Genomic DNA, 19,615 nt, shown 5'->3' with positions numbered 1-19,615 from the left:
ATTTGTTAATTTAGCTACATGATAATTCACGTAGCCGACCTCAGCTTTAAAAAAATGATAGATTACGATGCTATCAACACTCGTTGCCAGCAAATTGGTGCCGAACTTACCCTGGAATATGAAGCCTGTAACCCCATATTTATTGGTGTATTGAACGGCAGCTTTATGTTTATAGCCGAACTGATGAAATATGTTGACATACCTGCGCAGGTTGCCTTTATGAAGCTATCATCGTACGCGGGAGGGCTGGAGAGCAAACGCGTAATAACCGATGAGTTTGACCTGAGCGTAAACATTGAAGACCGCGACGTTATATTGGTTGAAGATATTGTAGACACCGGCAATACGCTGCGGTATTTAATTGATAAAATACAAACCCGCAAGCCAAAATCTGTTAGTACCTGCACGCTGCTTTACAAACCCGATGCCGTTGAACTTGAAATACCCGAGTTGAAGCATGTTGGCTTTGAAATAGAAAATAAGTTTGTGGTAGGTTTTGGGCTTGATTATAAAGAACTGGGACGCAATTTGAAGGATATTTATCAGTTGGTGTTGTGATGCGCTTACAGGCGGGGTTTTTACGGGAATAGAAAGTAAGCCAAATGCCAAAAGCCGTTATAACAAAATGAAAAGGGCTATTATTATGTTAGTGATAGTTTTGGCCATTGCCGAACTAATAGCATTAGCTACGGGTTTTTGTCTAATTGTCCCAATATCTAAAGTAAATCCCAAACCTGTTTCTAAAACAGAGGATGCTCGTACTATAGCCGCATTTAAAGGTTTTGATTTTACAAAAGATAACTGGGCTGCATACGTTGCTATTGCCCCCGACGATTTTGCAACCCTAAACCCGCAATTGCCCAAAATATGGGCATTGAAAACCACAAACCGGCATGTGTTGCAACAGATGCAAAGAACGTGGCTATTTACCGCCAACGGCGAAGCCGATGTTGCTACCGTAACCAGTACATTTTATTTGTTAAGAAACCACAAACTGGTTTACCAAACCGGTATTGTATTAGACAGCACAATTACAGCTTTGCAAAACAGTGTTTATGGCGAAATGATGCCCGTTGATAAAAACGAAATGGTTGCCAGTGTTAAGCAATTTAAAAGGGTGTATTGGCCGATAGTTGTATTTTAGACTAACACTTGACTGTTATCTGAACCATTTCGGAAATTATAGATCATTTGCTCAATTTGGGTGTTCACGTACTCGTTCGAGTGCGTCCGGCCTGCCTCAATATCTGCTAACCCGGCATTAATTCCTTCGAGTTGCGTCTCAGAAAGAATATGGTTTTCATTCGCGATATGGTGTTTTAAATCCATGCAGTTTAAAAAGAGGGTATATCAAAACATGCGTTTACTCTGTGACCTTCGTGTTCCTGTCTCTGGGCTTCCCGGTGGTTAATTTAATCACAAAGTACACTGAGGTTTTACCCAGAGGAAACAAAGATTTTTATCAGCTCAATTTACAAAATATTTATTGATATTAAATGTTTGTTTAAACCCCTACCGGTTCGGCCATTTCTTCTAATATGGCAACGGCTTCGTCAATTCCGCGTACATTTTCAATACTGATGCGGAGGGTGCTTTTTACTTCCTTCATGTTGCAGCGGCGCGGGTTGGCCTGCATAAAGTTGAGCACCTGCCTAAATTGAGCGGTTTCAAAATAAGGAGATTGCTGGTTGGTTATAAAGTAGCCGCGCAGCACATTTTTTTTAATGGACAGTTTTTCGAAACCAATGGCTTTGCCTAACCATTGCAGGCGCATGGTGTTCAGTAAGTCGTGTACCTGTGGTGGTACGGGGCCAAACCTGTCGTGCAGTTGCTGGGCAAAGGCTGCCAGTTCGGTTTCGTTTTCCAGTTTGCTTAGTTCGGTATATAGGTTGTAGCGTTCGGGTATGCTGGTTACATACTCGTCGGGTATTAATATTTCCAGGTCGGTATCTATTTGGGTAAACGATACAAAGGGCCTTGGTTTATCATCAAACAAGCCTTTAAATTCGTCGTCTTTAAGTTCCTGTATGGCTTCGTCTAATATCTTGTGGTACATTTCAAAGCCAATTTCGGCAATAAAGCCGCTTTGCTCGGCACCTAACAGGTTTCCGCTTCCGCGAATGTCAAGGTCGCGCATGGCAACGTTAAAGCCGCTGCCCAAATCGCTAAACTCTTCAATGGCACTCAATCGTTTACGCGCCTCGGATGTTAGGGTTGACAATGGCGGACTCAATAAATAACAGTATGCTTTTTTATTACTACGACCCACGCGGCCACGCATTTGATGCAGATCGCTCAAACCAAACATGTGGGCATAGTTAATGATGATGGTGTTGGCGTTGGGTATATCTAAACCGGCCTCAATAATGGTGGTTGCAACCAGCACGTCGTAATCGTTGTTCACAAACTTGAGCATAACGTCTTCCAGGTCATCACCCTCAAGCTGGCCGTGGGCAATGCCAATGCGGGCCTTGGGTACAAGCTTTTTTATCATGCCGCCCAGTTGCGGCAAATCGGCAACGCGGTTATGGATAAAAAACAGCTGCCCGTTGCGGTCTATCTCAAATTCAACAGCCTCCTTAATCAGCTTATCGTTAAAAACGTGTAGTTCGGTAACAACGGGTTGGCGGTTGGGCGGCGGTGTTGATATGATGGATAGATCGCGCGCGCCCATTAACGAAAAATGCAAAGTACGCGGAATTGGCGTTGCGGTTAAGGTTAGGGTATCTACGTTAATGCGCATGGCCTTTAGCTTCTCTTTGGTTGATACGCCAAATTTTTGTTCCTCGTCAATAATCATCAAGCCGAGGTCCTTAAACTTTACGTCTTTACTTACCAGGCGGTGCGTGCCAATTATAATATCCAGTTTGCCATCGGCCAGGTTTTGCAGGGTATCTTTAATTTGCTTGCTGGTTTTAAAGCGGTTTACGTAATCAATATTGCAGGGGAAGCCCTTTAGGCGTTCGGTAAAGGTTTTGTAGTGCTGGGCGGCTAAAATGGTTGTTGGTACCAGTACGGCTACCTGTTTGCTATCGGCAACGGCTTTAAAGGCGGCGCGTATGGCAACTTCGGTTTTACCAAAGCCAACATCGCCGCAAATCAACCTATCCATAGGGTGGGGCGATTCCATGTCCTTCTTAAAGTCGATGGTGGCTTTTTCCTGGTCGGGCGTGTCTTCGTATATAAACGATGCTTCCAGTTCTGTTTGCAAATAGCTATCGGGCGAAAAGGCGTTGCCGCTTTGTGCCTTGCGCACGGCGTAAAGCTTAATCAGATCGCGCGCTATGTCTTTAACTTTTTTTTTTGTTGTTTTCTTGAGCTTTTCCCAGGTATCGGTGCCCAATTTGTTCATTTTGGGTACAGTACCTTCCTTGCCGCTGTATTTGGATATGCGGTTAAGCGAGTTAATGTTAACATACAGCAAATCGTTATCGGCATAAAGCAAGCGTATCATTTCCTGCATTTTGCCGCCAACTTCAACTTTTTCTAAACCGGCGTATTTGCCTATACCGTGGTCGATATGGGTAATGTAATCGCCGGGTTTTAGTTCGCGCAGCTCTTTAAGCGTAATGGCCTGCGAGCGCTGGTAACCTTTTTTAAGTTTGTATTTATAATAGCGATCAAATATCTGATGATCGGTATAGCATGCAATTTTTTGGGCATGATCTATAAATCCTTCGCGGATGGAAATGTTTACCGGGGTAAATTTGATGGTTTTATCCAGATCTTCAAAAATGGCATATAGCCGCTCCAGCTGCCGGCTCGAATCGGTAAAAATGCAGTTTTCTACTTTTTCGGCCTCGTTGTTTTTAAAGTTGTGGATAAGCAGACTAAAATCTTTATTAAAGGATGGCTGCGGGCGTATATCAAATTGGATGCTGCTGGTTGGGGTATAAAAAAACTGCTTCCCAAACTCAATCAGGGAAAAATCATGTAGCTGGTCGGCTATCATTTTTTCGTCGGTGAAAGCAAATTTAGGGTCTATCCAATCGGGGTTGGCATTTTTTTCTTCAGCCGAAAGGGCCTTCCATAAAGCCGTTGCTTTTTTAAAGCCGGTTTGAACAATATCCAGCGTAAACTGCACATCGCGTATCCAAATCTGGGTTGATGGGTCTATATATTCTAAGAGCGATATATTACTCTCGGTTAAAAATTTTGATTGTACGTTGGGTACTATGGTGATGGTTTTTACCTGCTCAACAGATAGCTGGCTTTCTATTTCAAAGGTGCGTATCGACTCGATAAAATCGCCAAAAAACTCAACCCGGTAAGGCAAATCATGCGAGAAGGAAAAGATATCAACAATGCCGCCGCGAATGGAGAACTGGCCCGGCGAATAAACAAAATCTACCCGCTCAAAGTCGTACTCAATTAAAAATTCGTTAATAAAATCGAGGCCCAGTTTATTGCCTACAGCAATTTCGAGTGTGTTTTTTTCGAGAGAGGCGCGATCTATTACCTTTTCGGCGAGGGCCTCAGGGTAGGTAACAATCAGTTGGCCATATTCCGATGTATGGTTCAGTTCGTTCAATACTTCGGCGCGGGCCAAAACATTGCTGCTATCGGGCTGGGTAAACTCAAACGGTTTGCGGTATGATGATGGAAAGAGCAAAATCTCTTTATCAAGTAAGCTTTCCAGATCCGACTGGAAGTAGCCCGCCTCTTCCCTATCGGGAAGGATAAAAAGCATATGGCTATGCTTTAAAAAATACAAAGCTATCGCCATTGCCGCATCGCTCGATCCGACTAACCCGCGGAGTTGTATCCTTGGGTTTTTTGCACCATTGAGTGCTGTAGCCAACGTCTGTATCCGTTCGTCAGCCTTATATCGCTCTAAAATTTCACGGATATTCAAAACGCTGCAAATATAATTAAAAAAGCTGTTTGGGGTACGAAGATAATTTTTGGGTTTATGTTGGCATTTGCAAACAAAACGCCGCAATTGGTATTATATACCAATAGTTGAACCATATAATATTTATTTATGAAAAATGCAATTATCAGCGGTGCCATTATAGGTGTGCTTAGTGGGCTTTGGATATTTATAATGCACTGGAGTGGAGTAACAACCGGGCCGCAGCACGATTTAAAGCCTATTGAATATACATCGGGCTTAATTCCGCTATTGGGGCTTTTCTTTGGTGTACGCAATTACCGCGAAAACTACCTTGGCGGCGAAATGAGCTTTTTTGAAGGACTTATTGAAAGTTTTAAAATATTACTTGCAGGTGGCGTAATAGCTGTTACTGCCGCCATTTTGTATATCAATTATGTAAATGCAGGTACTCTTGCCGATTTTTCCGGCCAAATGTTCGGGGCTTTATTATTGGGTTTGCTGTTCTCGCTTGGCGTATCTTTATTGCTGATGAACAAAAACAAAGCCATTTAAGATATGAGTGCCCGGAGTGTTTAAATCCGGGCATAATTGGCCTATCCCAACATTTCAATTATTTTATCGGTAGTATCAGCCTCTCCTATCCTCGGGAAAATTATTTTGATGCTGTTATCGTGTGCCTCGGCAACCATATCCGTCATGGCATCTGTTGCAAATGTGATGTTGTAGCCACGCTCACTTGCTGCGCGGGCCGTGCCTTCAACACCAATACTGGTTGCTATTCCGGCTAAAACGATGCCTGTAATATCCCGTTTTTTTAATTCCTCGTCAATAGCGGTTTCGTAAAAAGCATTCCAGGTATGTTTGGTGATAAAAATATCAGTTGCTTCGGTTTTAATCTCGTCGGCAATTTCGAGCCAGTTTTCCGGAGGCGTAAATGCGCCCTGTTTAGAATCCTTACGGGATTTGGTCCATTTTGCATTGCCCGTATTAACGTTTACTACAACAATAGGCTGCCCGGCTTTACGAAAGGCCTCAACCAATTTAGCCGCGTTAGCTAAAACGCCGGCTACGGGGTGTGCCAGCGGAAGTGCTATTATACCTTTTTGCAGGTCGATTAGCACTAAAGCTGTGTTTTTGTCTAATGAAGTTACCATGTTTTTTTGTTTTTATTGAGATGAATTTTTTATTGCAGAGCCGTTACCGGAGGCTGTTCCATTAGCGGCGTTTGTTTTTTGTTGAGTTTGGCTTTCTTTAAAAAGCGAAGGTGTACTAAGCCTATCAGCAAGGCAATGCCGCCTTCGGCAAGCATGGTATTTTGCACGCCTATCCATTGCGATACCCCGCCAATAATAAGGCCACCTAAAGGCTGCATACCAAAAAAGGCCATTGCGTAAAAGCTGATAACGCGGCCTCGCATTTCGGGCGCAACGGTGGTTTGTATCAGCGTGTTACTGATGGTTATTTGCGACATCATACCGAAGCCGCTAAAGGTTGCAAATACAAGGGCGAGGTAATAATAGGTTTCGTGCGAAAACAAAGCCAGGCCCGCGCCAAATATCAACGTGTTAATGGCGAGTATCTTTTTAAGGTTCATGCCCGGTTTCAGCGAAGCCAAAAACATTGCCCCCGAAAATGCGCCCAACCCTATAACGCTATCAATAACCCCGAAAGTTGATGCCGTGCCGTGAAAAATATCTTTAGCATAAACCGGTATTAACGTGCTGTAAGGCAAAACAAACAAACTGATAGCTGCCAGCATAATTAATATAAAGCTGATTGACGGCGTATTTTTGATATACACAAAGCCTTCTTTTAATTCGCCGAAAACATTTTTGGTGTGCGGCTTTTTAACATAGGCCGGCAGGCGCATCATCAAAATAGAACCTATTACGGCAATAAAGCTTATAGCGTTTAAACCAAAGCAAACATCATCGCCTAATTTTTCGATAATAATACCCGCTATACCGGGGCCAATAAGGCGCGATAGGTTTACCATAGACGAATTGAGCGCGAGGGCATTCGGCAAATCTGCCTTATCATCAACCATTTCGTACACTAACGATTGCCGGGCAGGTACATCAAAGGCGTTTATTAAACCCAGTATAGCACTCAGCGTGATAATTTCCCAAACGGAATAATGTTTAAAAAATACCAGTGCTGTTATTAAAATGGCCTGTGCCATTGATGCTACCTGGGTTGCCAGTAAAAGGCGGTAACGGTTGTACCTATCGGCAGCAACGCCACCAATGAACGAGAATAAAAACGAGGGGAACATGCTTGCAAAAAGCGTAACCCCCAGCATAAATTTAGAATGTGTTAGCTCGTATATAACCCAGCTTACGGCGGTTTTTTGCATCCAGGTGCCAATGAGCGATATTGATTGCCCGGCAAAATACAACCTGTAGTTGCGGCTGCGGAAGGCATTGAAGGTATTTATAGTCATGGTAGTACTTGTTTAGTTCCCGGTTAACCGGGATTCATCGTCAATCAAAATCAACCAAACGGGTTAGTGGTGCTATCGCTTTGCTTAGCAGTTCGCGCTCGTCGCTGGTAAAATGTTCTGTTAAAACTTTGTTTAGCCATTCTTCCTTTTCGCTGCGCGATTTGAAAAGCAAATTTTGCCCGGCATCAGACAGTGAGATCAAAACTTTGCGTTTATCGGTTTGGGAAGGTGTTTTGGTAATCAGCCCCAGCTCAAACAAATGATTTAAAATTTGCGACATAGATTGCGTGGTTATCTTTTCCATAAGGGCCAGTTTGCTTGCCAGCACCGTTCCGTTTTGGTTGATGGAAGCAATGGTTGATCGCTCGGTTAACGAAAGCTTTTCGGCCCAAACCGATTTTCGGCGCATTGTTTTGGTAAGGCGTGCAATTACCGTTCGTAATTCGGAAGCTAAAGCCAGGTTTTGTTCGTTCATTTTATTTGCAAGCTAAACTTGTAAGTTTACCTTGCAAAAATACGCCCGTTTATAATTGTTTTCGTCATTTTAAAGTATAAAAATCGGGGCAAAAAAAATGGTTGAAATATCTGCCGATACTACAACCATTACCTGTTATGAAAAAACAAATCAACCAATCATCAATTAGGGGAAAGAGGATTTTTATTGAACGTATAATATATAGTTCAAACCCAATGCCAATTAGCAAATATGGCGTTAAATGAGTATCAGGCAATGCAGTATAAAGCCCTGATTATCAATTTGGGGAAATTTGGGTACAACTGGGGATTTATAGAAACAAACTTTATGATTAGTTAATATTGGGGTTGCCACTATTGCTATTTATTCTGACTTTTGGTTGATATGAAACTTGCCGAACTTACCAGCTATCTCGAAAGCATTGCCCCGCTCAGCTATCAGGAAGATTACGATAACTGCGGCCTCATTGTGGGTAGCCCTGAAATGGAAATAAGCCAGGCCCTTGTATCGCTTGATTGTACCGAAGCTGTGGTTGACGAGGCTATTGCCAAAAACTGCCAGGTTATAGTATCGCACCACCCCATTGTATTTAAGGGACTGAAAAAATTTAACGGCAAAACCTATGTTGAGCGCGTTATTGAAAAAGCCATTAAGCACAACATAGCCATATACGCCATACACACCAATTTAGATAGTATTGATACCGGTGTAAACGCCCGCATTTGCCAAACCCTTGGTTTGCAGGCCTGCCGTATTTTATTGCCCAAACATGGCTTGTTAAAAAAGCTGGTTACTTTTGTTCCGGCGGCTTATGCGGTTAAGGTGCGCAATGCCTTGTTTGCAGCCGGGGCCGGCCATATTGGCAACTACAGCGAATGCAGCTTTAATGTCGATGGAACCGGAACCTTTAAAGGCAACGAAGGTACCCAACCATTTGTTGGCCAGCCGGGCAGCAGCCATAACGAGCCCGAAGTGAGGATAGAAACCGTTTACCCCGCAAACCTGGAAAGCAAAATACTGATGGCGCTTTTTATGGAACACCCTTACGAGGAGGTTGCTTACGATTTGTACCCCATTACCAACCAATACCAAAACGTAGGCTCGGGCATGGTAGGCGAATTGGAAACGCCCATGACCGAACTGGATTTTTTGCAGTTTGTAAAATATAAAATGAATGCAAGTGTGATAAGGCATACTAATTTGCGCGGTAAAAGCGTTAAAAACGTAGCGGTATGCGGAGGCTCGGGAAGCTTTTTATTGAAGCACGCTATTGGTGCCGGAGCGGACGTTTTTATAACGGCCGATTTTAAATATCATGAGTTTTTTGATGCCGAGCAAAAGATAGTTATTGCAGACATAGGACATTTTGAAAGTGAGCAATTTACGCAGAATTTAATATCTGAAATTATTCGAAAAAAATTTGCTAACTTCGCCGTCCGTTTAACAGAAGTAAATACAAACCCCATCAAATATTTGATTTAATGGAACAAACCGTAGAACAGAAGCTTAAAGCTTTATACGACCTACAAACAATCCACACAAAGGTTGACAAAATACGCCAGGTAAGAGGTGAACTTCCAATGGAAGTTTCGGATCTGGAAGATGATGTTGCCGGGTTGGAAACTCGTATTCAAAAAATAAAAAGTGAATTAGATGACCTGGAAGACTCGATAGTTACCAGGAAAAATCTAATCAGAGATGCGCAGGCAAATGCTAAAAAGTATGAAACTCAGCTAAATGATGTTAAGAACAACCGTGAATATGATGCAATTTCGAAAGAAATTGAAATTCAAGGTCTTGATATCCAGGTGAGCGAAAAAAAGATTAAGGAATATGGTTTTGAAATAACCAGTAAAACCCAAATCTACGAAAAAGCAGTTGCCGACCTTGAAGAGCGCCAAAAAGACCTCGATGTGAAAAAAGCAGAATTGGATACCATTACTGCCGAAACACAAAAAGAAGAACAAGAATTGGTGGCTTTAGCCGATAAGGCAAAAGGTGGTATTGAAGAACGCTTGTTAATAGCTTACACCCGCTTGCGCCAAAATGCAAAAAATGGCCTGGCTGTAGTTACCATTCAGCGCGATTCGTGCTCGGGTTGCTTTAACCAGATCCCTCCGCAAAGACAGTCGGACATTCGTCAAAGAAAAAAAATCATTGTGTGCGAACATTGTGGACGTATTTTGGTTGACGAACAAATGGCTTTGGATGCCGAACCAGCTTAATACGAAATTATCGTAATTAAATGAATAGATTTGGCGCCCTTTAAAGGCGCCATTTTTTTTATCAAATGTTTCGCAAAGTATTATCTATCGCTCTCGTTTTTGTTTGTTTTAGTTCAACAGTTTTAGCAAACTTTGATTTTAACAGCAACTGTATCCATGCCTATAAAAGCATACTCGCGCTCCGTTTAAACGAAGGAAGGCTGCTAATTGATAAAGAGAAGGCACTGCACCCGCAAAACGCCATAACAACCCTGCTTGATAATTATTACGATTTTTTTTTAATACTCACCAACGAAAACAAGGCCGAGTTTGGAAAATTAAAAGAAAATAAAAGCATCCGCATAAACCGCCTGGAAGACGAAGACCCTAACTCGCCCTACTACAACTTTTGTATAGCACAGGTAAATTTACAATGGGCCCTGCTGCATAGCCATTTTGGCGAATATACTACCGCCGGTTTAGAAGTTAACCGGGCCTATCGTTTGCTACAAAGCAACAATAAAAAGTACCCGGCTTTTTTGCCCAATGGCATCCCGTTGGGTGTGGTAAATGTTTTATTAGGTTCATTACCGGGCGGCGCACTAAAATCAATTTTAAGTTTTTTAGGGATAAAGGGCGATACGCAAACAGGCGTTAAAATGCTTGAGCAATTATCGGTTGATTTACCAAAGTCGCCCTATTCGTATCATTACAACGAGCTGATCTATTACCTCACCTATATACAAACAGATGTAGTAAACAACCCGTTTGCGTACAGCAAAATGTTGCAAATGGTTACTGTTGCCGATAGTACAAGCCTCCTAACCGATTATATTAGGGGTTATGTGGCATTACGCACCGGCCATAGCGCGGAAGCTATTGGCTGGCTCCAAAACCGCCATCAGGGTAGTGATTACCTGCCGTACCCTTACCTTGATTATTTGATAGGCATTGCCAAGATGAACCGTGAAGATACTGGCGCCAATAATTACTTCTACAAATTTTTACAAAGCAATACCGGGGTGAACTTTATTAAGGATGCCTACCTGCATCTGGCCTGGAAATGTTTGCTTGAGGGCGATATACACCGATACAACGGTTTTATACAATTTGTAAAAGCAAAAGGCTATTTATTTAACGATAAAGACAAGCAAGCACTTGACGAAGCTAACGATACGGCCCCAAACTTGTTTTTACTGCGCGCCCGCTTACTATGCGATGGAGGTTTTTATGCCAGGGCCCTTGCTGCTTTAAAAGGCAAAACCGTTGCCGATTTTTCGCTTGAGCGCGATAGGATAGAATATTACTACAGATTGGGCCGTATTTACGACGCCATGAACGAGGACGACACCGCCCTGAAGTTTTACCAAAACGCCATTAATATAGGTAAAAACTCAAACTACCATTACGCGGCAACATCGGCAATAAAAATGGGGGTTATATACGAGGAACAAAACCAACCCGTAAAAGCACGCGAAGCCTACCACCATGTTTTTGATTTTAAAAACCAGCAGTTTAAAAACAGCCTCGAACAAAAAGCTAAAGAGGGCCTAAAACGCCTGGCCGCTAACTAACCTTTTAAAAAAGCGATGTTTGCTTTCCCTTTAAAGGGGTAAAATGCTGCATATTATACTCGGGCATTTGCCTATCCGCCAAAAAGCGGGTGCAGGCAAGCTTAAAAAGCTGATGGATAGATTCGGCAATGTTGCCTTCGCCGCTGATGCGGGTTCCCCAACGGCTATCATTTAAGTTACCACCGTGGCAGGAAGCCACCATATTTAAAATTTTTTCGGCACGGTTCGGAAAAGCTTTTTCTACCCAGTCGGTAAATATTTCGCCAATACTACCGTTTAGCCTAACAATAGTAAAACCTGCTGCCAGCGCACCACGGTTAGCAGCAGCTTTAATAATATTGGGTACCTCGTTGCTGGTTAAACCCGGAATAATTGGAGCCACCATTACCCTTACGGGGATATTACGTTCTGATAATTTCTCGATAACGGCTAAACGCCCGCTTGCTGTAATGGTGCGCGGTTCGAGCTTTTGGCGCAATTGCTCATCTAACGAGTTAAGCGATACGTTTACATGTACCAGGTTAAGTTTGGCAAGGCTATCTAAAATATCAATATCGCGCAGTATTAAATTGTTTTTGGTGATGATGCTTACCGGGTTTTTGTACTTCAAAAATACTTCGAGCAATGAGCGGGTTATTTTTAATTTCCGCTCAATGGGTTGGTAACAATCGGTATTGCCGGATAGCATAATTACCGTGGGCTGGTAATTTTTTTTATTGAAATGTTCTTCAAGCAAAGCGGCGGCATTTCGCTTTACAATAATTTTGCGTTCAAAATCTAAGCCCGCGCTAAAGCCATAGTATTCGTGCGTGTTGCGTGCGTAGCAGTAAATGCAGCCATGCTCGCAACCCTGGTAGGGGTTGATAGAACTCAAAAAAGGCAAATCCGGACTGTTTGATTCGCTTACAATTTTTTTAGGATGTTCTTCAAATATCTGGGTATTGCCGTTTTGGAGCATAGGTTCGTCAAGCCCCTCCATGTGCTCCAGTACATATTTGTTTTTTAAAAACTTGTTGTGCGTATTTACCTGCGCCCCCCGTCCCTTAAAATACTCCGGATTATCCTCATGTGACATAGAAACAAATTTGCTAATAAATTTAGTAAAAGCAAATTGTTTTTAGTTGATATTTAATTTAGCGTTTAAGGCTGATGGTTAACGATGTACCCTCGTTTTCGCTGCTGGTGGTTATTGCCCCGGCGCCAATTAAACCGGCCCTGGTGTGCATGTTTTTTAGGCCCGAGCCGTTTTGTTTTTGTTTAACATCAAACCCAATACCATCGTCGGTTAATTTAAGTACCAATTTATCAGCACTAAATTGCAGGTTGATAACCAAAATTTTGGCTTTGGCGTGCTTTAAGGTATTGTTAATAAACTCCTGAATAATACGGAACAATACCAGTTCCTGATGTTCGCCAATGCTATAAACTTCGCCATCAATATCTAAACGGGCTTCAATTAAGCGGCTTTTATTTAAGCGCGCAACCTCGGCTTTAACAGTGGCTGTTAAACCGTTGCTGATTATATTATCCAAACTAAAACTTTTGGATAAGTCGCGTAAATCATTCATTGATTGATTTACGAGCGTTCGGCTTTCGGTTATCAAACTATTTTTTTGCGCATCGCTTAAATCTGTCGCCCTATCAAGGCTAAGGGATACGTATGATAACACCTGGCCAATGTTATCGTGTATTTCCTGGCTAACGTTGCGTAGGGTTTGGTCCTGTATTTCAAACTGGGCCTGTAAAATAGCTTGTTGGTAGGTAACTTTTAAAAGTTCTTTTTCGCGTATCAGGCGTTTTTTGCTGTTGGTGTAATAAACGGCTATAGCAAGCATAATTACGGCAATTAACACCAACAAGGCAACAACAACAAATATGGTTAAGACTGCTTGACTGTTAGTTTCCTGCATAGTATAAATGCGTAGCTATAGCTAATGTACAATACAAAATTTAAAGCTTTTGTTACGTATTGATAAATGTGCTTTCCATAAAGGAAAATCTTTTTTTCGATGATATAATCTGATAAACCCATAATAAACAGTATTCCTAAGCCAAAAATTACGGTGGATCCGTTTATCCAAAAGTAAGGATGTTCATTCAACATCGTGGCGGCATCGTCTTCTAAAAATTGTCTGAATATGGCTATTAACGACCAAATAACCATAAAGGATTCAACCGTTAAATACGAATATGTGTCTATTTTGTGAAGGCCCTGCAAAAAAAATGTGTTATACGTAACAAAAAGCATCAGACAGCTATTTATTAACCAGTATATTAATTGCCCTTTTTTTTTAAAGGCCAACATGTTATTTAGGATGTACAATAATATTGGGGTAGATAAAATAAAATACAGGTCGTAGACTATGTAATTGCTAGGCCAGCCCCACATTTTGTAATTACCCGCAATAAACTCAACAATACAAACAAGAATTAAAAGGGGGACAAAAGCAGTTAACTTGAATTTTTTGAGCCCCTTATAACAAAAAATAGCAGTGATGAGACTAATTAGCTGGACAGCCTGATATAAACCGAATTCCATATCACGGTTGACTACTACCCAGATTAAAAGGGTCGCCAGTTGGAGGCACAGGGTTTCCTAAACCACCACCGTGGCCTTTGGATGATTCAAGGTAAAGGAAAAGGCTCATCCGCCCCTCTTTAGCACCGTCGTACTGCTTGGCAAACTCTTGCGTATAAATACCGGGTACTATTGTAAGCGTGTCGCAATCGGGTTGGCTTTTAATAAAAGCCAGAATTGATTCTATAGGGAAGGAAACTGCCGACGTGTAAGCTTCTTTACAAGAGGGGTTATCAACTTCCTGATATTCATACTGATATTTTAAAACGCATTCGGCTGCGGGTTTTGCATCTACTATTTGTGCCATTATAATTAGGGGTTAGTTTTTATTAATGCTTAAAAGTACAAACAAATAAATTAATCTGCGGGTTATGCGGCACTTAGTTTGATATAATTTAATGCTTTTTTAAGCCTCAAAGCATTAAATTACTAAAGGCAAAAGCATGAACGAGCTTTCCACATCGGGCAACACAGGCAGTAATTTAAAATGCTACAATAGCACGGCTGTAAATAAAAACAAACCCGCTTGTGTCACTATCTTAAAACTACATTTTTGGCATACGCTTCATCATATTGGCCATAGCTGCCGGGTTGCTCATTTGTTTCATCACCTTGCGCATATCGTCAAACTGCTTAATAAGGCGGTTAACTTCGGCCAAATCTGTGCCCGAGCCTTTGGCAATGCGGTTGCGGCGGCTTTGGTTAATGCTATCGGGGTTTTCTTTTTCAAAAGGTGTCATGGACGAGATGATGGCTTCGATTGATTTGAAAGCATTATCGTCTACTTCAATATCTTTCATGGCCTTGCCTACGCCCGGTATCATGCCCATCAAATCTTTCATGTTACCCATTTTTTTGATCTGCTGTATTTGCCCGTAAAAGTCGTTAAAGTCAAATTTGTTTTTCCGTATCTTTTTCTGGAGCTCGGCAGCCTGTTTCTCGTCAAATTGTTGTTGGGCACGCTCAACAAGCGATATAACGTCGCCCATACCCAATATCCGCGATGCCATCCTATCCGGGTGGAAAACATCAAGGGCATCCATTTTTTCGCCGGTACCAATAAACTTAATGGGCTTGTTAACTACCGATTTGATTGATAAAGCCGCACCGCCGCGTGTATCGCCATCAAGTTTGGTTAATACAACGCCGGTAAAATCAAGCCTGTCGTTAAATACCTTGGCGGTATTCACGGCATCCTGGCCGGTCATGGAGTCAACCACAAACAATATTTCGTGCGGGTTAAGCGCAGCTTTAACCTGCTCAATTTCAACCATCATGGCCTCATCAATAGATAAGCGGCCTGCGGTATCCACAATTACCACATTGTTTCCGTTTTGTTTAGCAAGAGCCACACCTTCGCGGGCAATACTTATCGGATCCTTAGATTCCATATTGGCATAAACCGGAACTCCAATTTGCTCGCCCAATACCTTTAATTGCTCAATAGCCGCCGGGCGATAAACGTCGCCGGCAACCAATAAAGGCTTTTTACCTTTTTGGGTTTTTAAAAAGTTAGCGAGTTTACCGGTAAACGTAGTTTTACCCGCACCGTTTAAGCCGGCAATTAAAATAATTGTTGGCGTAGCCGGAAAGCTCAGTTCGGCGGTAGCGCCACCCATAAGCTCGGTAAGCTCATCGTTCATTATTTTAGTAAGCAATTGCCCCGGCGAAATGGTAGTTAACACATTTTGCCCAATAGCTTTTTGCCTTACATCATCGGTAAAAGCTTTTGCTGTTTTATAATTTACGTCGGCATCCAAAAGGGCTTTGCGAATTTCCTTCATGGTTTCGGCCACGTTTATTTCTGTAATTGTTCCCTGGCCCTTTAGTACTTTAAACGCCCTGTCGAGTTTATCCGAAAGATTTTCAAACATCTTTTTATCTTATTATAAAATCGTAAAATTAAGGCCACAAAGTTATGATTTTGAAACAAAACCACATGCAGGATTGCGCCTCATTTTTGCTTTTAACCAAAAAACATTAAATATAGCTATCAAGTATTTGCGTTTTGGCAATTTGGGTTGTAACCTATTTTAAATTCGGTAGTCTTATAATCATAAACGTTTACTAACTGCATGAAATATTTTTACCTTTTTATTGTATGTTCAACCTTTTACTGCACTGCATTAGCGCAGCCGGTAATAAAAAAAATGTCCGCTAAAAAAGCCGAAACAGCACCTAAAATTGATGGTATTTTAGATGACGCCGTTTGGAAGGATGCACCCGTTGCAACCGATTTTGTTGAGCTAAACCCCGTAGCCGGAAGGCACGAGAAAACCGAGGAGCGTACAGAAGTACGCATTTTGTATGATAACACAGCCATTTACATAGGGGCGCGCATGTATGAAACCAGCGCCGCAAAAGTAGCGCACGAGTTAACAACCCGCGATAACATAGGCAACTCCGACTTTATAGGTGTTGTGTTTGATACTTATTTGGACGGACAAAATGCATCGGGCTTTTACGTTACCGCAGCAGGTGTACAATTTGATGCCAAATACTCGCCAAGTGCTGGCGGCAACAATGAAGACGCTAACTGGAACGCCGTTTGGCAAACCAAGGTGGTAATTAACAACGACGGCTGGACAGCCGAATTTAAAATACCTTATTCGGCCCTGCGTTTCCCTAAAAAGGATATTCAAACCTGGGGGATGAATATGGTGCGCAAACGCCAGTTTGAGCAAAAGCAACTGTTTTGGAACGAGCTTGACCCTAAAAAGAACGGTTTTGTAAACCAGGAAGGGCAACTTGCAGGTATACAAAATGTTACACCGCCGGTTAGGCTTGCCTTTTATCCTTATTTTTCTACCTATGTTAACAACTATCCATACAACACACCGGGGGTTAAAAACACCACAAGCTCGGTTAATGGTGGCATGGATTTTAAGTATGGGATAAACCAAAGCTTTACGCTGGATATGACACTGATACCCGATTTTGGGCAGGTGCAATCCGACAATCAGGTTTTAAATTTAACACCTTTTAGGGTGAAGTATAACGAGAACCGCCCTTTTTTTACCGAAGGCACGGAATTGTTTAATAAAGGCAACCTGTTTTACTCGCGCAATATTGGCAGTACCCCTATTGATTATTACAACGTTAGCTTAAACGCACACGAGGAGATTATTAAAAACCCTTCGGAAACGCGCTTGCTTAATGCTACCAAAGTATCTGGCCGGTTGGCAGGTGGTTTGGGTATAGGTATTTTTAACGCGGTTACACAAAATGCCGAAGCGGTTGTACAAGATACACTTACGGGTAATAAACGGTTGGTTAAAACTGCGCCTACTACCAATTACAACATTTTGGTGCTGGATCAAAACCTGATCAACAACTCGTCGGTAACGTTGATAAATACCAATGTTACCCGTTTTGGCAATGATTATAATGCCGATGTTGGCGGTTTTGCATTTAATTTACAAAACAAAAAAAATTCGTATGCCCTAACGGGATATGGTTTTATGAGCAATTTATCTTATCCGGATAAACCGGATGTATCCGGCTATACCTATGAGTTTGGTGTTAATAAAAACCTGGGTAGTTTTACCTGGAGCGTGATTGAGGATTTTGCCAGCCCCAACTATAACCCCAACGATTTGGGATATTTAACCAACCCTAATTATTTAGATCATACCATTAACTTGCAATACGCCGATTACAAGCCTAAAAAGTTTTTAACCTTTTGGAATATATGGTCGTATGTTTACTACTCGAGGCGATACCAGCCTTCGGCTTTCCAAACCATGGATGCAGCAATTGGCGGTAACGCAAGGTTTAAAAACTTTTGGAGCATTAATATTAACACGCACCTGCAACCTGGCGGTCGCGATTATTATTCGCCCGAAATAGCTGGCATGTACTATAACACACCGGCAAGTTACCGTTTTAATGTATCGTTAAATACAAACCAGGCCAAACGCCTAAGCGGAGGCTTTTTTGTGCAGGTGCGCCCGGTAAACAACGGACAAAGCTCGTTTACCAATACCGACGAGATTTTTTATAATTTACGCATCAGCAATAAGTTTTCGTTTGGCGAAGATGTTACTTATAACCCCGAGCACCACTCTTACGGCTTTTACACTATCGACGGAGGCAACAACTCCATATTTTCGTTATACAACCGCAGCACGGTTGAAAATATATTTAACCTGAAATATACCTTTAACAATAAAATGGGACTAACCTTGAGGTTAAGGCATTATTGGAGCCAACGGAATAATCAGTCGTTCCAGATGTTGCAAACCGACGGATCGTTAAAGGCGTTAACCACAACCGACTATACGGCGGCTAATGATGAAAACTTTAACACCCTGAATACCGATATGATATATACCTGGGAATTTTCGCCGGGTAGCCAATTGAGTATTGCTTACAAAAATTCGGCCCTAAGCGATAACAACGAAGCGCGCGACGGTTATTTTTATAACGTACACAAAACATTTACCAATCCGCTTAACAATAACTTATCCCTTAAAATATTGTACTATATAGATTATCAGGATTTACGCAAAAAGCATAAAGGTTAAAAAAAAATCTTACAATTTCCCCCCTCATTAGTTAGGGAACTTGTAGATGAGGCCCAAAGCCAGGCCCTGTGATGCTTGCACGCTTTTATTGGTGGTAATATCGTAAAGCACTGTTCCGTTAAGGGTAACGTTAATTAAGCGGTTAACCTTTGCCGTAAGGGTAGCATCTAACCGGTGTGTAATTTGGCTGAAATTATTGTAGGGTATAAAAAGGGCGTACCGGGCCTGGAGGTTCATGTTGGTGGCAACATCTTTATTAATGGTACTAACTACCTGGAAGGCCAGTTCGTTACGGAGTATATTGTGCGGGGTTACACCGTAATTGCCGGGTATGTTATGGTATATGGTGGTATCTAACACAAAGGTTTGGCGCGCGGTACCTGTACCCAGGCGTATATCAATATATTTTACGGGTTTATACTCAAAACCTATCGACTCGGTAAAGTAACCGGGCGACATAAACTTGGATATTAATAACGGAGCATAACCATCGGCATATTGATAGCCAACATCAAATTGCGATTCGAAACTTACCGAACCGAAGAAGTACCATTTTTTTGACAGTTGCGAAGCTACTTTGTTATCATAAAAAATACGATCGTTGGTTTTGCGCGAAAACTGACCTTTGTTTTTTGATATACCGTAGATGAGTAATAATTCGGTTGTATAGCTTAGGGGCTGTTTATTGTACTCGGCTTTAAAATCAAAATTGGCACCAAGCGCAAACGAGCTTACACCACCGCCGCTCCAGTTATTACTAAAGGCCGTTTGGTTAAGGTTTAAACCCGCCGTTAACGATTTACGCCAATAACTAACCTGGAAATCAATTGTTGTAACCGGTATGGGTTGTGGCGTTAATAAAATTGGCCTTATACGTACCGGCAACGCATTTTTGGGTGGGTTAATGCGGTACTTGTTAAGCAGGTTGGTATCAATTTTAACCGAATCGGTTTTTTGGGCCATCGCCGGCCCGATGCA

At 42.0% G+C, this 19,615-nt stretch carries 17 protein-coding genes; 7 read left to right on the top strand and 10 right to left on the bottom strand.

The annotated features are described in order from the left end of the window. Nucleotides 1-18: 18 nt before the first annotated feature. Together hpt and BDD43_RS06350 are read left to right on the top strand one after the other, a co-directional pair. A complete protein-coding gene (hpt, locus tag BDD43_RS06355) occupies nucleotides 19-558 on the top strand; it encodes a hypoxanthine phosphoribosyltransferase (protein ID WP_121196887.1) in 540 nt (179 codons plus the stop codon). A gap of 67 nt (nucleotides 559-625) precedes the next feature. Next, on the top strand, nucleotides 626-1,144 hold the full coding sequence (locus tag BDD43_RS06350; protein ID WP_121196886.1) for a hypothetical protein: 519 nt from the start codon (nucleotides 626-628) through the stop codon (nucleotides 1,142-1,144). Here the strand turns inward: BDD43_RS06350 and BDD43_RS06345 are convergent. Both BDD43_RS06345 and mfd read right to left on the bottom strand, forming a co-directional pair. Then, nucleotides 1,141-1,329 carry a hypothetical protein gene (locus tag BDD43_RS06345; protein ID WP_121196885.1) on the bottom strand — a complete coding sequence of 63 codons (189 nt, stop codon included), beginning with the start codon at nucleotides 1,327-1,329 and terminating at the stop codon, nucleotides 1,141-1,143. The two genes, BDD43_RS06350 and BDD43_RS06345, sit on opposite strands and share 4 nt — an antisense overlap. Before the next feature lie 175 nt (nucleotides 1,330-1,504). Continuing rightward, nucleotides 1,505-4,855 (bottom strand): transcription-repair coupling factor, encoded by a 3,351-nt coding sequence (gene mfd / locus BDD43_RS06340; protein WP_121196884.1) that lies wholly within the window; start codon nucleotides 4,853-4,855, stop codon nucleotides 1,505-1,507. A 129-nt stretch (nucleotides 4,856-4,984) separates the two neighbouring features. Here mfd and BDD43_RS06335 point away from each other — a divergent pair, with 129 nt between their 5' ends. Further along, complete coding sequence (locus BDD43_RS06335; protein WP_121196883.1) at nucleotides 4,985-5,389, top strand: DUF4199 domain-containing protein; 405 nt, start codon at nucleotides 4,985-4,987, stop codon at nucleotides 5,387-5,389. Between the two features lie 41 nt (nucleotides 5,390-5,430). On the opposite strand, the gene BDD43_RS06330 is transcribed toward BDD43_RS06335, so the two are convergent. The 3 genes from BDD43_RS06330 to BDD43_RS06320 are packed head-to-tail and all read right to left on the bottom strand — an operon-like array spanning nucleotide 5,431 to nucleotide 7,755. Then, entirely contained in the window at nucleotides 5,431-5,991 is a 561-nt protein-coding gene (locus BDD43_RS06330) for an isochorismatase family protein (protein WP_121196882.1), read from the bottom strand. A 29-nt stretch (nucleotides 5,992-6,020) separates the two neighbouring features. After that, nucleotides 6,021-7,280, bottom strand: coding sequence for an MFS transporter (locus tag BDD43_RS06325; RefSeq protein ID WP_121196881.1), 1,260 nt, complete (start codon nucleotides 7,278-7,280; stop codon nucleotides 6,021-6,023). A gap of 40 nt (nucleotides 7,281-7,320) precedes the next feature. Continuing rightward, nucleotides 7,321-7,755 (bottom strand): MarR family winged helix-turn-helix transcriptional regulator, encoded by a 435-nt coding sequence (locus BDD43_RS06320; protein ID WP_121196880.1) that lies wholly within the window; start codon nucleotides 7,753-7,755, stop codon nucleotides 7,321-7,323. A gap of 384 nt (nucleotides 7,756-8,139) precedes the next feature. Here BDD43_RS06320 and BDD43_RS06315 point away from each other — a divergent pair, with 384 nt between their 5' ends. From BDD43_RS06315 to BDD43_RS06305, 3 genes are all read left to right on the top strand, one after another. Continuing rightward, the gene (locus BDD43_RS06315; protein ID WP_121196879.1) at nucleotides 8,140-9,237 is read left to right on the top strand and encodes a Nif3-like dinuclear metal center hexameric protein; all 1,098 of its coding nucleotides are present in this window, start codon (nucleotides 8,140-8,142) and stop codon (nucleotides 9,235-9,237) included. Continuing rightward, a complete protein-coding gene (locus BDD43_RS06310; RefSeq protein ID WP_121196878.1) occupies nucleotides 9,237-9,980 on the top strand; it encodes a zinc ribbon domain-containing protein in 744 nt (247 codons plus the stop codon). Before BDD43_RS06315 ends, BDD43_RS06310 begins: the two co-directional genes overlap by 1 nt. A gap of 65 nt (nucleotides 9,981-10,045) precedes the next feature. Further along, entirely contained in the window at nucleotides 10,046-11,533 is a 1,488-nt protein-coding gene (locus BDD43_RS06305) for a tetratricopeptide repeat protein (protein WP_121196877.1), read from the top strand. A 4-nt stretch (nucleotides 11,534-11,537) separates the two neighbouring features. On the opposite strand, the gene BDD43_RS06300 is transcribed toward BDD43_RS06305, so the two are convergent. The 4 genes from BDD43_RS06300 to ffh all read right to left on the bottom strand — a co-directional run bounded on the left by BDD43_RS06300 (nucleotide 11,538) and on the right by ffh (nucleotide 15,985). Continuing rightward, nucleotides 11,538-12,608 (bottom strand): PA0069 family radical SAM protein, encoded by a 1,071-nt coding sequence (locus tag BDD43_RS06300; protein WP_121196876.1) that lies wholly within the window; start codon nucleotides 12,606-12,608, stop codon nucleotides 11,538-11,540. A gap of 58 nt (nucleotides 12,609-12,666) precedes the next feature. After that, nucleotides 12,667-13,443 carry a sensor histidine kinase gene (locus tag BDD43_RS06295; protein WP_121196875.1) on the bottom strand — a complete coding sequence of 259 codons (777 nt, stop codon included), beginning with the start codon at nucleotides 13,441-13,443 and terminating at the stop codon, nucleotides 12,667-12,669. A gap of 630 nt (nucleotides 13,444-14,073) precedes the next feature. Continuing rightward, the gene (locus tag BDD43_RS06285; RefSeq protein ID WP_121196873.1) at nucleotides 14,074-14,418 is read right to left on the bottom strand and encodes a hypothetical protein; all 345 of its coding nucleotides are present in this window, start codon (nucleotides 14,416-14,418) and stop codon (nucleotides 14,074-14,076) included. A gap of 238 nt (nucleotides 14,419-14,656) precedes the next feature. Further along, nucleotides 14,657-15,985 (bottom strand): signal recognition particle protein, encoded by a 1,329-nt coding sequence (gene ffh, locus BDD43_RS06280; RefSeq protein WP_121196872.1) that lies wholly within the window; start codon nucleotides 15,983-15,985, stop codon nucleotides 14,657-14,659. Nucleotides 15,986-16,186: 201 nt separating this feature from the next. On the opposite strand from ffh, the gene BDD43_RS06275 reads away from it, so the two are divergent. Beyond that, nucleotides 16,187-18,637, top strand: coding sequence for a DUF5916 domain-containing protein (locus tag BDD43_RS06275; protein WP_121196871.1), 2,451 nt, complete (start codon nucleotides 16,187-16,189; stop codon nucleotides 18,635-18,637). Between the two features lie 27 nt (nucleotides 18,638-18,664). On the opposite strand, the gene BDD43_RS06270 is transcribed toward BDD43_RS06275, so the two are convergent. Then, nucleotides 18,665-19,600 (bottom strand): DUF3078 domain-containing protein, encoded by a 936-nt coding sequence (locus tag BDD43_RS06270; protein ID WP_246001478.1) that lies wholly within the window; start codon nucleotides 19,598-19,600, stop codon nucleotides 18,665-18,667. Nucleotides 19,601-19,615 lie beyond the last annotated feature (15 nt).

Origin of the sequence: Mucilaginibacter gracilis, from assembly GCF_003633615.1 — a bacterium.
Lineage (GTDB): Bacteria > Bacteroidota > Bacteroidia > Sphingobacteriales > Sphingobacteriaceae > Mucilaginibacter > Mucilaginibacter gracilis.
This window is presented reverse-complemented; position numbering and strand designations above follow the sequence as displayed.

Coding starts and splice junctions, on each gene's coding strand:
- BDD43_RS06325 (WP_121196881.1), bottom strand. CDS start 7,280: ATGACTATAAATACCTTCAATGCCTTCCGCAGCCGCAACTACAGGTTG.
- BDD43_RS06270 (WP_246001478.1), bottom strand. CDS start 19,600: ATGGCCCAAAAAACCGATTCGGTTAAAATTGATACCAACCTGCTTAAC.
- BDD43_RS06300 (WP_121196876.1), bottom strand. CDS start 12,608: ATGTCACATGAGGATAATCCGGAGTATTTTAAGGGACGGGGGGCGCAG.
- BDD43_RS06345 (WP_121196885.1), bottom strand. CDS start 1,329: ATGGATTTAAAACACCATATCGCGAATGAAAACCATATTCTTTCTGAG.
- hpt (WP_121196887.1), top strand. CDS start 19: ATGATAATTCACGTAGCCGACCTCAGCTTTAAAAAAATGATAGATTAC.
- BDD43_RS06315 (WP_121196879.1), top strand. CDS start 8,140: ATGAAACTTGCCGAACTTACCAGCTATCTCGAAAGCATTGCCCCGCTC.
- ffh (WP_121196872.1), bottom strand. CDS start 15,985: ATGTTTGAAAATCTTTCGGATAAACTCGACAGGGCGTTTAAAGTACTA.
- BDD43_RS06335 (WP_121196883.1), top strand. CDS start 4,985: ATGAAAAATGCAATTATCAGCGGTGCCATTATAGGTGTGCTTAGTGGG.
- BDD43_RS06295 (WP_121196875.1), bottom strand. CDS start 13,443: ATGCAGGAAACTAACAGTCAAGCAGTCTTAACCATATTTGTTGTTGTT.
- BDD43_RS06350 (WP_121196886.1), top strand. CDS start 626: ATGAAAAGGGCTATTATTATGTTAGTGATAGTTTTGGCCATTGCCGAA.
- BDD43_RS06330 (WP_121196882.1), bottom strand. CDS start 5,991: ATGGTAACTTCATTAGACAAAAACACAGCTTTAGTGCTAATCGACCTG.
- BDD43_RS06320 (WP_121196880.1), bottom strand. CDS start 7,755: ATGAACGAACAAAACCTGGCTTTAGCTTCCGAATTACGAACGGTAATT.
- BDD43_RS06310 (WP_121196878.1), top strand. CDS start 9,237: ATGGAACAAACCGTAGAACAGAAGCTTAAAGCTTTATACGACCTACAA.
- BDD43_RS06275 (WP_121196871.1), top strand. CDS start 16,187: ATGAAATATTTTTACCTTTTTATTGTATGTTCAACCTTTTACTGCACT.
- BDD43_RS06305 (WP_121196877.1), top strand. CDS start 10,046: ATGTTTCGCAAAGTATTATCTATCGCTCTCGTTTTTGTTTGTTTTAGT.
- BDD43_RS06285 (WP_121196873.1), bottom strand. CDS start 14,418: ATGGCACAAATAGTAGATGCAAAACCCGCAGCCGAATGCGTTTTAAAA.